Annotated in this window: 13 protein-coding genes; 4 read left to right on the forward strand and 9 right to left on the reverse strand. The window is 42.0% G+C overall.

The annotated features are described in order from the left end of the window. Nucleotides 1-182: 182 nt before the first annotated feature. Nucleotides 183-1,229 carry a serine/threonine-protein kinase gene (locus H6G41_RS16175; RefSeq protein ID WP_190747207.1) on the reverse strand — a complete coding sequence of 349 codons (1,047 nt, stop codon included), beginning with the start codon at nucleotides 1,227-1,229 and terminating at the stop codon, nucleotides 183-185. Between the two features lie 351 nt (nucleotides 1,230-1,580). Between H6G41_RS16175 and H6G41_RS16180 the strand changes: the two genes are divergently transcribed. The 3 genes from H6G41_RS16180 (at nucleotide 1,581) to H6G41_RS16190 (ending at nucleotide 4,237) form a co-directional block, all read left to right on the forward strand. Continuing rightward, nucleotides 1,581-2,132, forward strand: coding sequence for a DUF421 domain-containing protein (locus H6G41_RS16180; protein ID WP_190747208.1), 552 nt, complete (start codon nucleotides 1,581-1,583; stop codon nucleotides 2,130-2,132). A gap of 40 nt (nucleotides 2,133-2,172) precedes the next feature. Next, the gene (gene purB, locus H6G41_RS16185; protein ID WP_190747209.1) at nucleotides 2,173-3,468 is read left to right on the forward strand and encodes an adenylosuccinate lyase; all 1,296 of its coding nucleotides are present in this window, start codon (nucleotides 2,173-2,175) and stop codon (nucleotides 3,466-3,468) included. Between the two features lie 211 nt (nucleotides 3,469-3,679). Beyond that, a complete protein-coding gene (locus tag H6G41_RS16190) occupies nucleotides 3,680-4,237 on the forward strand; it encodes a DUF4126 domain-containing protein (RefSeq protein ID WP_190747268.1) in 558 nt (185 codons plus the stop codon). 62 nt (nucleotides 4,238-4,299) lie between these two features. Here the strand turns inward: H6G41_RS16190 and H6G41_RS16195 are convergent, their stop codons facing one another. Beyond that, nucleotides 4,300-5,352 carry a WD40 repeat domain-containing protein gene (locus H6G41_RS16195; RefSeq protein ID WP_190747210.1) on the reverse strand — a complete coding sequence of 351 codons (1,053 nt, stop codon included), beginning with the start codon at nucleotides 5,350-5,352 and terminating at the stop codon, nucleotides 4,300-4,302. Nucleotides 5,353-5,437: 85 nt separating this feature from the next. Beyond that, entirely contained in the window at nucleotides 5,438-6,601 is a 1,164-nt protein-coding gene (gene hemH, locus H6G41_RS16200; RefSeq protein WP_190747211.1) for a ferrochelatase, read from the reverse strand. Between the two features lie 93 nt (nucleotides 6,602-6,694). On the opposite strand from hemH, the gene H6G41_RS16205 reads away from it, so the two are divergent. Then, on the forward strand, nucleotides 6,695-7,324 hold the full coding sequence (locus H6G41_RS16205) for a methyltransferase domain-containing protein (protein ID WP_190747212.1): 630 nt from the start codon (nucleotides 6,695-6,697) through the stop codon (nucleotides 7,322-7,324). Nucleotides 7,325-7,405: 81 nt separating this feature from the next. Here the strand turns inward: H6G41_RS16205 and H6G41_RS16210 are convergent, their stop codons facing one another. The 6 genes from H6G41_RS16210 to H6G41_RS16235 form a co-directional block, all read right to left on the reverse strand. Then, the gene (locus H6G41_RS16210; protein ID WP_190747213.1) at nucleotides 7,406-8,179 is read right to left on the reverse strand and encodes a PEP-CTERM sorting domain-containing protein; all 774 of its coding nucleotides are present in this window, start codon (nucleotides 8,177-8,179) and stop codon (nucleotides 7,406-7,408) included. Between the two features lie 440 nt (nucleotides 8,180-8,619). Then, nucleotides 8,620-9,222, reverse strand: a complete 603-nt coding sequence (locus H6G41_RS16215; protein WP_190747214.1) for a heme-copper oxidase subunit III — start codon at nucleotides 9,220-9,222, stop codon at nucleotides 8,620-8,622. 437 nt (nucleotides 9,223-9,659) lie between these two features. Beyond that, nucleotides 9,660-11,333, reverse strand: coding sequence for a cytochrome c oxidase subunit I (gene ctaD, locus H6G41_RS16220; RefSeq protein WP_190747215.1), 1,674 nt, complete (start codon nucleotides 11,331-11,333; stop codon nucleotides 9,660-9,662). 14 nt (nucleotides 11,334-11,347) lie between these two features. After that, nucleotides 11,348-12,289 carry a cytochrome c oxidase subunit II gene (locus H6G41_RS16225; protein ID WP_190747216.1) on the reverse strand — a complete coding sequence of 314 codons (942 nt, stop codon included), beginning with the start codon at nucleotides 12,287-12,289 and terminating at the stop codon, nucleotides 11,348-11,350. A 93-nt stretch (nucleotides 12,290-12,382) separates the two neighbouring features. After that, complete coding sequence (locus tag H6G41_RS16230) at nucleotides 12,383-12,988, reverse strand: DUF2231 domain-containing protein (protein WP_190747217.1); 606 nt, start codon at nucleotides 12,986-12,988, stop codon at nucleotides 12,383-12,385. Beyond that, nucleotides 12,985-13,485, reverse strand: coding sequence for a DUF2231 domain-containing protein (locus H6G41_RS16235; protein ID WP_096642010.1), 501 nt, complete (start codon nucleotides 13,483-13,485; stop codon nucleotides 12,985-12,987). The genes H6G41_RS16230 and H6G41_RS16235 overlap by 4 nt, the downstream gene beginning before the upstream one ends. Nucleotides 13,486-14,228 lie beyond the last annotated feature (743 nt).

Here is a 14,228-nt window from a genome sequence, read left to right on the forward strand (position 1 = left end):
GAAAATAGGGAATATGGCGTATTTTCAAATCCTAAAAGCCTTCAGGAACCAATGCTTGAGACTATATGAACAAAGCCCACCTGCGTGGGCTAAAAAGCTTGCTTTTTCATAATTCCTACAGGCAGACTTAGTATCTGTAGCCACACCCGGGTTAAATGTCCCATCACCCATGCCCCATGCCCTTATTTCTTATTAAGTTTCGCTTTCCATTCGCGAATTGCGATCGCAGTTTTTTGCGCTGGTGTCAGGTAGCCTTGAGCAAGTTCTGGTTTTTTGTGAGTATGACTTCTAGGTGGTTGGGTAGTTAAACAGTTAGTCAAAGTCGGTACATAGCTTTCTATTTCCAATGCTCTCAGCACATCCTGCGCCGACTTAAACCGCTCTTTTACAGGAATTTTCACCATTTTGCCCAAAATCAGGGCAAAACTCTCACTCACATTTACTTCCTGTTGCCAACAAATCTCACCAGTATTCTGATCGTAAGAAAATTCTAAAGGGCTTTTACCAGTCAGTAAGTAAAGACAAGTCACCCCCAAAGCATAAATATCACTTGCATAGACTGAATTTAAAGAAAACTGTTCTGGTGGTGCATATCCCATTGTGCCGACAAAATTAGTCGTAGCATGGCGATGGATTGAGTTTTGACCAGCGTTAACTAATTCCTGTTTCACTGCACCGAAATCAATCAGTACAATTCGCCCATCGTCTTCACAACGCAACAAGTTATGTGGCTTGATATCGCGATGGATCGTGCCATGTTGATGAATATATTTTAAGACTGGTAATAATTCCTGCAAAAATTTTCTAACTGTGGCTTCATTTTTGAGGCCAGTTTTTTTTATCTCACGCGCCAAAGTAGAACCACGCACATATTCTTGAACTAAATAAAACTCTCCTTTGACTTCAAAGTAGTCTAATAACATGGGGATTTGAGGATGATTACCTAGTTCACCCAAAGCTTTTGCTTCTTTTTTAAACCTCTGACAGGCTCTTTCCCAACTTTTGATACTAGTAACCTTGGGGCAAAGTTGTTTAATTACACACAAGGGCTTACCAGGTAATACAGCATTTTTAGCTAAAAAGGTAATCCCAAAGCCACCTCTACCCAAAACTTGGAGAATTTCATAGCGATCGCGAAATCTTTCGGGAGAGCCACACATGCGACCAAGTCGAGTTTCCTGCAAAATCCACTCGTGCAGCTGTGTTAATTGTGGAGGAAATCGATTCATTCTCAACAAAGGCTACTCTTTATAGCCTTTAATTTAACTATAAAGGTGTTTCCGTGCTAGTAGAATTACTATATCTTTGCACAATCATGATTTATCCCCCTGTTTAAGGACAAAATTCCCTATCAAAAATTCACATTCATCAGTGAATTTACTATTTTTAGGATTAAATTGTCTGTTCGCTAATGCAGATAAAAATAGCCACTTGGTTGACTGGAATATTTGTAGCATTGATTACTATGCACAGTTTTATCGTTAAGGGAACACCCTACAGATAATGTCAGAAATTAAATACAAGTAATATAAATCCTATACATATAATTGCTGCTTGGAAAATAGAGGGATTTTATACTAATGGACAAATGGTTGGTGATTAATTGGCACGCAATTTTTGTACCTAGTATCAGCGTGCTGGAATTGGTAATTCGCGGTTCTCTAGTCTACCTAGCGTTGTTCTCAGTACTGCGCTGGCTACCTAACCGACAAATGGGAACTCTAGGAATTACCGATTTACTTGTAGTTGTGTTGTTTGCTGAAGCTGCTCAAAACGCAATGGCCAGTAATTATACATCGATTACTGAAGGGGGTATTCTGGTAGGAACTGTGATTTTTTGGAGCTATTTGCTTAACTGGTTAGGTTACAAACTTCCGCAGTTTCAGCGCTTGCTTAATCCCCCACCTTTGCTGTTGGTAAAAAATGGCCGAATGATTCACCGACATCTAGAACGGGAATTAATTACAGAAGAAGAGTTGATGAGTAAGTTACGCCAGCAAAGTATCGAATATCTGGAAGATGTGAAGTTAGCATTTATGGAAGCTGACGGTAGCATTAGTGTCATCACCTCCGACAGCAAAACTAACTTGATGCCTCCAGAAGAAAGTAAATCAAAAAGCGATCTGTCCTAATAAAAATGTAAAATATGACGGTTGTATTCTGTGGCGGATTGTGATTGATCGTTATACCTTGCCCGAAATGGGTAATCTTTGGAGTGAAGCCTATAAGCTAGAAACTTGGTTACAAGTAGAAATTGCTGTTTGTGAGGCACAAGCTGAGTTGGGTTACATTCCCGCTGAGGCGGTTGCAGAAATTAAAGCCAAGGCGAATTTTGATCCTAAGCGGGTGTTAGAAATTGAGGCTGAAGTCCGCCACGATGTGATTGCTTTTTTAACAAATGTCAATGAATATGTTGGTGATGCTGGACGTTATATTCACCTGGGCTTAACAAGTTCGGATGTGCTAGATACAGCTTTAGCATTGCAATTGGTAGCCAGTTTAGATGTGTTGCTGCAACGTCTAGAAGATTTAATTCAAGCTATTCGCAATAAAGCCAAAGAACACCGTTATACAGTGATGATTGGTCGTTCTCACGGTATTCACGCAGAACCCATCACCTTTGGTTTTAAACTAGCTGGGTGGTTAGCCGAGGTATTGCGCCACCAAGAACGGTTACAGACTCTGCGTAAAACAATTGCTGTAGGCAAGATTTCTGGCGCAGTGGGAACCTATGCAAATATTGAACCCCGTGTAGAAGCGATCGCTTGTCAAAAACTCGGACTCAAACCAGATACCGCCTCTACACAAGTGATCTCCCGCGATATTCACGCCGACTATGTACAGCAATTAGCCTTAGTCGCCGCATCTATCGAACGGTTTGCAGTGGAAATTCGTAACCTGCAAAAAACCGACGTTCTGGAAGTGGAAGAATTCTTCGCTAAAGGGCAAAAAGGTTCCTCAGCTATGCCCCACAAGCGCAATCCCATCCGTTCTGAACGGCTAACAGGAATGGCGCGCTTAGTCAGAAGCCATGCAGGTGCAGCTTTAGAAGATGTAGCACTATGGCACGAAAGAGATATTTCCCACAGTTCTGTAGAACGGGTAGTTCTGCCAGATGCTTGCATTTTGACTCATTTTATGCTGCATGAAATTACTGACTTGGTAACCAACCTACTGGTATACCCAGAAAACATGCAACGTAACCTCAACTGCTATGGCGGGGTAGTATTTAGCCAGAAAGTGCTACTAGCCTTAGTAGAAAAGGGAGTTAACCGGGAAGAAGCTTATGCGATCGTGCAATCAAATGCCCACGCCGCCTGGAATAAACCAGAAGGAAACTTCCACGACTTAATTACTAAAGACCCCCGCGTCACCGAAAAGTTAACCTCAGCAGAAATTGAGTTATGTTTTGACCCTCAACAACATCTGCGGCATTTAGAACAAGTTTATCAACGACTAGGGATTTAGGAATGGGGTATGGGGTATGGGGTATGGGGCATTGGGCATTGGGCAAGAGTCACTAACTTGTCCTCCTTGTCCCCTTGTCCCCTTCCCCCTCCTACCCACAAACAAAATTTTTTGTTGTAAAATATTATATAGCTGACATACTTACCCAATCGCATCTGCCAAGTCGATTAATTTCCTTAAAAGCCTATTGAATAAGGCTTCCAGTGCCGTGATGATTGAAATCCTAGCCGCACTTTCTGCTTCTGCGGCAGCAGGCATCAGAATAGGTTTACCCCTACTAATTATGGGATTGTTGCACGGAGTTCAACTGTGGTCAAAAGTCCCAATTTTGTCTTATATTTCGCCACCAGTGTTGCTAGGCTTGTTTAGTATCTGGTCTTTGGTCGAACTGGTAGCTTCCAAAAGACGCTTGGGGCAAAGAGTACTACAAATATTTGAATTGCTATTGTCCCCGATTGTCGGAGCAATTCTGGGTTTAGCCGCTGCTTCAACAGCTATATCACCCCATTGGCTAATTGCTTTGATTGGTGGTTTGTTGGCATTGGTATTGCAACTCGTGCAAGTTGGCTGGTTTTATCGCTTGCGTGGTTTACCTTTGTGGGCAACATTTCTGCAAGATTTTTTGTGTGTTGTTTTAATCATATTTGCTTTTCATGCCCCTTGGCCAGGAGGATTAATTACTTTTATCCTCCTTTGGTTCGCAATTCACAGTGCTAAACAATGGTATGACTGGTATTGGCAATATCGCCATCGGCAGTCAAAAAGCTAGGAAATAATTTTAGATTCACCTTTTAACTGAAATCTGGAGAATTTCACAAGATAGGCTAAAGACTATGGTAATACCTGCCAAATCTTGATGATGCCATCTTGACTCCCACTAGCAAGAGTTTTGCCATCTGGATTGAAAGCAACAGACCAAACTTGTTCTTTTTGCGCCATGAACGTACTCATCAGTTTGCCAGTACTAACATTCCATAGCTTGATACTTCCATCTTGGCTACCACTAGCGAGAGTTTTTCCATCTGGACTGAAAGCAACCGCTCTCACTTCACCTGTATGACCAGTTAAAGTATTGATGAGTTTGCCAGTATTAACATTCCATAGCTTAATAGCCTTGTCACGAATGCCAATAGCTAAAATTTTTCCATCTGCACTGATGGCGACATCGTTAATTAATGATTGGGCATCGAAACTGCGAAGAAATTTACCAGTATTAATATTCCACAACTGAATAGCGTTAGCTGAAGCATTTCTCGCAAATAAAGTCTGACTATCTGGGCTAAAAACGATGGGTACAGATTTGAAGTTATCAAATCCCTTTGTGGCAGCATGAGAATCATCAGGGATAGGAATGATTTTTCCGGTGCGCCAATTCCACAACCTCATGTTAGCGCCTTGGTCAAGACCACTAGCTAGTGTCTGCCCATCGGAGCTAAATACTATATCAATTACTGGTTGGGAATGCTGAAGGGTACGGATTAGTTCTCCTGTGTCAACATTCCATAAATTTAGATTTCCATTCTGACCACCACTAGCCAGAATTTTACCATCTGGGCTAAAGTTAACAGCCCAAGCCTGTCCGCTAATGGTACGGATAAGTTTTCCAGTGCTGGGATGCCAAAGTTTAACGGTTTTAGTACCAGCACTGGCCAGAAGAGTAGAAGCAACAGCATTGTTTGCTTTCGATACTTCTGGAGAATAAGCAACAGAATAACCTGAATCTGATTCTGTTGAGAGCTTGCGGAGCGGTTGACTATTTTGGGAAGATTGGCTAACTGAGTCCTGAAATTTAGCAGTCAATGCAGTGCAACCGCAAACAGCAGTAGTGACTAAGGTAAGAGTCCATACTGTGAGTACTTTCCCTAAGATTTGGTTGCGAGTCATTGTAGGTTTGCACCTCAAGGATTGTATATGACTCGACTTATTCCACAACACACTGTTCCGTTGTTACGTTGACTGTGCTTAAGAGTTACAAAAGTCCAATCATGTGCAGTAGTCCGCGCCCGGTAACTAGCTCGATAATTAAGGCAATAAATCCGAGCATTGCAATCCGGCCATTCCAGACTTCGGCGCTGGTGGTGATACCCCATTCCCAACGCTCTTGGGGATACATTTTCACCTTTTTCTTCATTTGAGTGACTTGGGACAGCTTGAGGCTGGGTTGGTTCAAGGAATCAATCACCAAATCTGCCAGTGCTCTAATAAATACTGGATGGGTATTAGGAGCAGGTGCGCGGCGGAAGTTGTGAATTCCAGCTTCTTCGGCAATTTCCCGATACTCAATGTCAATTTCCTGGAGTGTCTCAATATGTTCTGAGACAAAACTGATAGGTACGACAACTATATCCTGAACGCCTTTGGCTCCTAACTCTTTCAACGCATCTTCTGTGTATGGCTGCAACCACTCTACCGGGCCGACACGACTTTGATAAGCTAAAGTATGGGCATTAGGACGATTGAGGGTACGCATAATCAGAACTGTACATTCCTCAATTTCTTGCTGGTAAGGATCGCCAGCTTCTTCAACATAGCTTTTTGGTACACCATGCGCGCTGAAGAAGATGTGAACTTCATCAGGATTAGGAAATTGATCGAGTTCTTGAGCAATGAGTTCTGCCATTGCTTGGAGATAACTACTTTGTTTATACCAAGAAGGAATGACAGTGTATTCAGCAGGCTGAAGTTTGGGATTTTCTTGCCAAAGTCTTTCTAATAGTCGGAAGCTAGAACCACTAGTACTAATGGAAAATTGGGGATACAGAGGTAAAATTACCAACTTTTCAATTTTATCTTGACTTAAAAGTGCGATCGCTTCTTCGGTATAGGGATGCCAATAACGCATTCCCACATAGATATTAGCTTCTTGCCCCAAATCTTTCAGTTGTTCTTTGAGCGCTTCGCCTTGCGCTTCTGTAATCCGGCGCAGTGGCGAACCACCCCCGATATGCTTGTAGTTTTCTTGCGATGTCTTTGTCCGTCGTGAAGCAATGAACCAAGCTAGGGGTTTTTGCAGCCAACGAAATGGTAGGCGAATAATTTCCGGATCGGAAAACAGGTTAAACAAAAATGGCCCAACATCTTCTAGCTTATCTGGCCCACCGAGATTGAGTAATAAGACGCCTACACGACCCATAGCAGTTATTTTCCCCTAACCTTTTCAGTTTTTTTACTAATGTTAACAATATATCTTTATTAAATATAAAGGTTAACAGGACGCAATGATGTCATGGCAACAATTTTAAGGGACTGGAGTTACCGCTATCAATGGTTCTATGATGGCATTTCTCGTTTAGCGGCGTTAAGTGTAGGCGGTGAAACTCGGTTTCGCCAACTAGCTTTGCAAGGTTTAACAATCAACTCACAGACACAGATTGTAGATTTATGTTGTGGCAGCGGTCAAGCAACGCAATTTTTAGTGAAATATTCACAAAATGTAACAGGATTAGATGCCTCTCCCTTATCTTTAAATCGGGCCCAGCAAAATGTACCTAGTGCAGTTTATGTAGAAGCTTTTGCAGAAAATATGCCCTTTACAGATGGTGACTTTGATGTAGTGCATACAAGTGTGGCGCTACATGAGATGGAAAGCGAACAATTGCGTAATATTCTTAGCGAAGTTTATCGAGTACTCAAACCAGGGGGTATATTTACCTTAGTAGATTTTCATCCTCCTACTAATCCTCTATTTTGGCCTGGGTTATCACTATTTTTGTTGTTGTTTGAAACAGAGACAGCTTGGCAACTATTAAAAACTGATTTACCTAGCTTATTAGCAGAAATAGGGTTTACAGTCCCTACACCCAAGTTGTATGCAGGTGGCAGTTTACAGGTAATTCAGGCACAAAAACTATCTTGAAGCAAAGAAATTTAATGCCCTTGGGGAGAACACAAGGGCATTAAATTAAAATAATTGACGAAAGTGAGAACAACTACGCAACTATGCTAGGTGCGCAGTTTTTTGCTTGCGCTTCATCCACAAACCCAAACCAGCTGCAACTACAGTACTACCAATGGTTAGAGGCTCAGGAACCGATGGCGGTTCTAGCGCGATCGAAGTAGTAATTGAGAAATTAGATTTATTTGTGTGTCGTTCTGCAAAGAAGAGGTTGAAATCATAAGTTTTCCCAGCAGTCAGACCTAGATCATCAAGATTCACAATTCCTGTCTGTGTTTGGTGAACGCCACCAAGATCTATGGCTAATTTCTTATTAATGAAAACCCACAGATCGTCATCTCCACTAAATTTAAAGATTTGTCCAGGTTGATAAGTAAACTTAGAAGCAATTTCGTAAGTAAAGTGATAGTTGTGCTTACGTCCCTGATTACCCAATAGCTCACCATCAATGGGGAAGAAATTGTTGTTAGTATACGAGTAAATACCAGGAGGATTACCAGTATCGTCTAACGTAATACTATACTGTTTGCTGAGATTCACACCTGGAACATCTCGATACCATTGGTCAAAGTTATCTTTACCAGTAGTAGTTGGAGTAAATGGATTTCCAGCATACACTGGCTTACCGTCACCACCTAGAGTAGATTGCACAATACCTTTATCAGTCTTAATTTTATATTCAAAATCTTCATGGGTATCGTTAAAGTCGCGAATTGTGCCTGTTAAGGTGATAGTAGCTGCATTAGCTGAGGCAGCAGTGAACATGACTATGATACCTGCACCCAAAGCTTGCAGGAATACAGCGGGTTTCAACATAATTTAATTTCTCCAAAATGGTAATTGTTGACAACAGAAATCAGCACTCTGATAACATTTGGGCAAAAAATACAGATTGCATTTCGTTGCAGTAATCGCCATCAGACAGAAAATTACTGCTTATAAAATATCGATTCCACGAAATGAACTAGACCAGATTACCGAAACAAATCAAAGTGATATTTCGGTAGAGCAACTCTTACTTTTATACATTATTTTTTAGATGCCACGTTTAGTAAGCAATACAAAAACAAGGATTATCTGGTTATCTTTATCAAAAAAACATAGAGAATGTTTGTTTACTTTAAAAAATAAAAGCATCTCGATAAAGTTATATAAAGCTTATCTTTTGATTAAGAAAAGGTAAAAACCACCCTCGTATTTAGCTTAAAAGCATTGAGAGGAGTGGCTTTAGGAAAGATTTGTGTTGTAGGTAAAGCTTATTGCCAGATATAAATCAAAATGAACAAAACAATCCAGATAACATCAACAAAGTGCCAAAACAGTGAAGTTGCATTTACACCAAAGTGGCCATTGTCGTAATTACCAGGAAGAAAAGAGCGAATCAAAATGATTAGCTGCAATAAAATACCAGTGAATACGTGCAAACCGTGGAAGCCTGTAAGTAGATAGAACATTCCACCAAACGTCCCGGATGTGAAGCCAAAGGCGAGTCCGTGCCATTCAATCGCCTGTCCTAGCAAAAAGTAGCTACCCATAGCCATCGTGGCTGCGAGAAACAGACGAAATTTTAATAAATCGTGGCGTTGCAGGGCACGTTCTGCTAGGTAAATCACAAAGCTACTAGAAACCAGAATGATTGTGTTGATTGCTGGGTCTTTGATTTCTAGACCAGAAACCCCAGCTGGTAACCAGTTAGGCGTTGTGATTTTGTAAACTATATAACCAGCGAAAAAACTCAAGAAAATGACGCTTTCTGAGATTAAGAAGACAATAAAGCCAAACATCTTATTGCCTTCTTCGTCGTGAGTATGCTCACCAGCTGGGTGATGCAAGTCCTCAGAAGTAATATAACTATCCATTGGTTAAGTTCTCCTTGACCTTGCAGACTACGGGATTTAGGGGCTAGGCGCTAGGGGCTAGGGTCTAGGGTCTAGGGGCTAGGGCGTGTTTTCAAACTCATTTCTTGAATCAGGGGAGGAGGGGGAGACGCGGTACTTTAGAGCTTTTTGAACAAATTTTCACCGCGTCGCCGCGTCCCATTGTCCCGTTGTCAGCCTTATGTAATTGCATTCGATACTTTGAAGACACGCCCTAGGGGCTAGGAAACAGAGTATTTCTTGATTCTGGTTAATTAGGTTAATTAGGTTGATTTCCGGTTATGAGCGCGAAAATACCAAAAATCAGAATGAAAATATTACTCCTCTAGCCCTCTAGCTCCTCATGAAACTCACAAGCAAACATACAAATTTCTCTTACCTAGTCCCTAGCCTCTAGTCTCTAGCCCCTATTGCATTACTTATGAATGAGGCTGTTGATGAGACTGAAGAGTCAAGGGTTCAGACTTACCGTAGCCGTAAGGTTCACTAATGACGATGGGAATTTCTTCAAAGTTTTCTACTGGGGGTGGTGAAGAAACTAACCATTCCAATCCAATTGCCCGCCAGGGATTGCTGAGTGCTTTCGGGCCATGCATCCAAGAAACTATCATGTTGAAGATGAAGGGCAAAGTAGACATACCTAAGAGGAAGGAACCAAGGCTAGCGATGATGTTCCAGAATTCATATTCTGGGGCATAGGAGGAAACCCGGCGTAACATCCCTTGCAATCCTAAGGGGTGCATGGGTAAAAAGTTGAGGTTCACACCGATGAATGTTAACCAGAAGTGCAATTTACCCCAGCTTTCGTAATACATCCGACCGGTCATTTTGGGGAACCAGTGGTAAAAGGCTGCATACAAGCCCATTGTCACGGTACCAAAGAGTACATAGTGGAAGTGACCAACAACAAAATAGGTGTTGTTCACATGGACATCCACAGGTACGGAGGAAAGCATAATGCCAACGATACCTGCAAAGACGAACAAAATTAATCCACCAAGGGCAAAGAGCATGGGTGTGGTGAGTCGCAATTTACCACCCCAAATGGTTGCTACCCAAGCAAAGACTTTGATACCAGTGGGTACGGATACTAACATCGTCGTCAACATGAATAGCATCCGCATCCAAGCAGGTGTACCACTGACATATAAATGGTGTACCCAAACAATGGCACTAACTACGGCAATTAAGAGTGAGGAAACAGCAACTACTTTATAACCGAATAAAGGTTTACGGCTATAAACAGGGAAGATTTCCGAGAAAATACCAAAGATAGGCAGAATAATCACATACACGGCTGGGTGAGAGTAGAACCAGAAGTAATGCTGGAACATAACTGGGTTCCCACCTTTGCTGGGGTCGAAAAAGGCTGTACCAGCAGTGAGGTCGAGTAGGAGCATGACTGCACCAGCAGTCAAGGCGGGTAGACCAAAAAGTTGGATGATTTGGGCGCTTAATACGGCCCAAACGAAGAGGGGCATCCGGAAAAAGGTCATGCCTGGGGCCCGCATTTTGACGATTGTGGTGACAAAGTTAACTGCCCCCATAATCGAGGAAACGCCGGATATGGCAACTGCTAATAACCAAATGACTTGACCGTTAATCAAATGACCTGTGGGGTTTTGCAGACTGACTGGAGGATAAGCCCACCAACCTGCTTGGGCGGGGCCGCCAGGAGCAAAAAAACTACCCATCAAGAGAATGCCGACTACTGGCACCATCCAAAAGGCAACGGCATTGAGGCGGGGAAAGGCCATGTCTCGCGCGCCAATCATCAAGGGCACTAAATAGTTAGCAAATCCCACAAGAGAGGGGAATGTCCACAAAAACAGCATGACTGTGCCGTGCATGGTGAACATGCCGTTATATACTGTGCGGTCGATGAGGTCTGATTCGGGGGTAATTAATTCGCCGCGAATCACCATTGCAAAGATACCGCCCACGAGAAAGAAGATAAATGCGGTTACAAGGTACTGGATACCAATAACTTTATGGTCTGTACTAAAGCTAAAGTATCGCTTCCAATCACCTGGGGATTCGTGTTGAGGCTTTCCACTAGGAAGGGTGACGCCTTCAATTGAGATATTTGTCATCGGTTCTTGTCCTTTCAACCAGGATAGTTGACTAGTGGGGCTGACCCAGGTGCGACAGTAGCCCAACCAGTTTTAACTGATTGACTAGCGGCTTGGGCATACTCGTAAGCTGCTTGATTTTTTGCGGGTACAAGTTTGTTGGTTGCAGCTTGGGCTAGCCATTGGTGGTATTGTTCGGGAGATTCAACTACCACATCTGCGTACATGGTTGCAAAGTATGTACCGCTGTATTGAGAATCGGTGAGTTGGTACTTACCTGGGCGAATGGGTGTAAATTCAAAGTCAATGTTGTGGTTGGGAATGATGTCTTGCTTGAGGCGAAATGCAGGAATGTAGAAGCCGTGGAGGACATCTTCGGATTTTAATGCCAAACGGATACGGCGATCGCTTGGCAGATGTAATTCGCTACTGGTAACATCTGTTTCTGGATAGTGGAAGACCCATGCCCATTGTTTGGCAATTACGTCAATTTTTTCCACTGGTGCGGTTACAGCCTTTACTGGTGCATTTTTATCTTTAGGTGCTGCATAGGCTGATTCCATACCTACGGGATTATGCAGGTGTACCAATGCCATTGGCCCTTGAATACCCATTTGTTCATAAATTTGGTAGCTATACCCAGCAATCCAAAATACTAAGAGGATGGGGATACCTGTCCAAATTACTTCTAGGGCAATATTACCTTCAATTGGCGGGCCGTCGCTGTAATCACCCTTGGGTGCCCGATGGAAAAGAATCGAATACATGAGAGTACCAGTCACTCCCAAAAAGATGAATGCACCTAAGGTGACTAAGAAGCTAATTAAATCATCAATGAGGACAGATTCAGCCGCAGCTTGTGGAGGAAGCCAGGTATAAGCCTGCTGTCCAATCCAGAAACTGATAGCAGTGATGATGGCAATAGCGATCGCTCCTGCTATCAGTGGGAAAATATTGAATGTGTTTTGGGATTTCATGGTCTATTGAGCGTTGGACATTGGTCATTAGTCATTAGTCATTAGTCATTGGTTATTGTTGGTGACAAAGAACAAATGACAAATGACAATTAACTACTTAAACACTGTGTTCAGGTCTTGGCCTAATCGCAACAAGTTATCTGCTGTGTTGTGGACACCAAATTCGGCGGCTAGTTGTGCGCCTAAAGTACCGTGGAGATACAAGATAAACATGACTACGACACCTGTGAAGAGATAGCGCCATTGCACTTGTTTCTCTTCATCCCGGCGAGTAATAAAGCGCTGGTATCCTCTCCAGACTGTCATCCCAATCATAATTGCTAGTAAAAACACGCCACCAACACCATGCCAAATCATGGTATCCATTGCGGGTAATCCCCAAGCGCTTTTAACATCAGCTGGTGGTTGTGCTAGCAACATTTCGTAAAAGCCAGCGGCGACTGTAAAAAAGGTAATGGTAGATGCAGCTACCATGTTGTACCAGCCAACATCAAATAGGTTGTTACGTTCAACAGAAATGGCGAAAAATTTGAAGACCCATTTTTGAAAGGGAAACAGCGCCCCAACGATATCAAAGGTAATCCCAATGATGAATAAACCTAAAGTTAGATGGACTAAGTTGGGATGAACTGGAATGCTGTAAGGTAAGCCGTTTGGGCCGAGTTGCCCGCTTAATTGGTTTATTAGTTCTGAGTTCATGGCAAAAGACCGTCTCTGAGTGCTTCAACAACTGGTACTGTATGCAGTCCATATACCCAAACCAGTTCATCTCCTAGGTATACTTGCAAGCCAACTATTGCAGTTAAAATCGCTCCGGCACCGAGATAATAAATTGTTAATCTCTGAGGGTCGCGGGCACGAATTACGTAGCGCCAAGCGGTAATGGCGGCAATAATTCCTGATAGTGACCAGCCAATGAGTGTATGGACGTTGAGGACTGATTTAGCTGCTTCATAAGGATGGGCTAAACCAGCTTCAAATTGACCAAAAATGATGGCAACAAAGATGGAAATTGTAGCAATGAACATATTCCACCAACTTACCTCAAATAGGCGAAAGTTGCGCGTAAAATAACCAATTACATCACAACAAAAGGCAAATAGCACCATCGCAATGACAAAGTGAACCACGATGGGATGGAGCGTATCCGGATAGGGTAAATTGTGGTCATTCAAATTTGTTAGATAATCAAACACGGTATTCTCCTAGGCATATCTGCTTAACCTCAAACAAACTCGCGCGATTGACACTCAAGAGCTTTCACCACAATTTTTCTACCATTACCGGAATATAGAAATACATATATTTGGGGCGATATCCGGTTGTTTAAATATTAGGTTAGTGGTAGAGGAACTGAGTGCTGGAGTTCAATCGTGAGTTTAGGACTTTAGTCTTGATTCATTGGTTCATGGGGATTTTTTGAGATAACGGCTCTTAGTGTTCACCAAAGAAAATCGCCGTTTTCTCTTTGATTAATTAAACCTATCTATTAGCTTAAGGATTTTTTTAGTAGTTGTCAAAAGAGTGAAAATAAAAAATTTAGGAGTAGTTTTTTTATCAAAAAGTTGTTTTGTGATATGTAGCGCAACTAGCAGCTTTATAAAACTTAAATGGAACCTGAAAATTTTGGTTAAATTGCTCACAATCTAATATTATTAATTTGTGATTTTGAGTACAAAATTTTTGCAAGAGACTAAATTATCTCAATTAATTTGTGGAAATAAATCAGCAGTATATTTTGATTATAACTGAGGGGAAACTCTGCAAATGCAGGTGATTATAGGATTTGATAAGGGAGGATAGCTATTGATAAATTTAGGCTTTTATAATTTATAGCAACCTGTAGAGAAATAATATATCTGACGATAGGATTATTTAGCAATAAATAAAAAGTGCGATCGCACGCTGCTATAGTTTTATTCCCCACTAGGGGATGTAA

Source organism: Tolypothrix sp. FACHB-123 (assembly GCF_014697075.1).
Lineage (GTDB): Bacteria > Cyanobacteriota > Cyanobacteriia > Cyanobacteriales > Nostocaceae > Aulosira.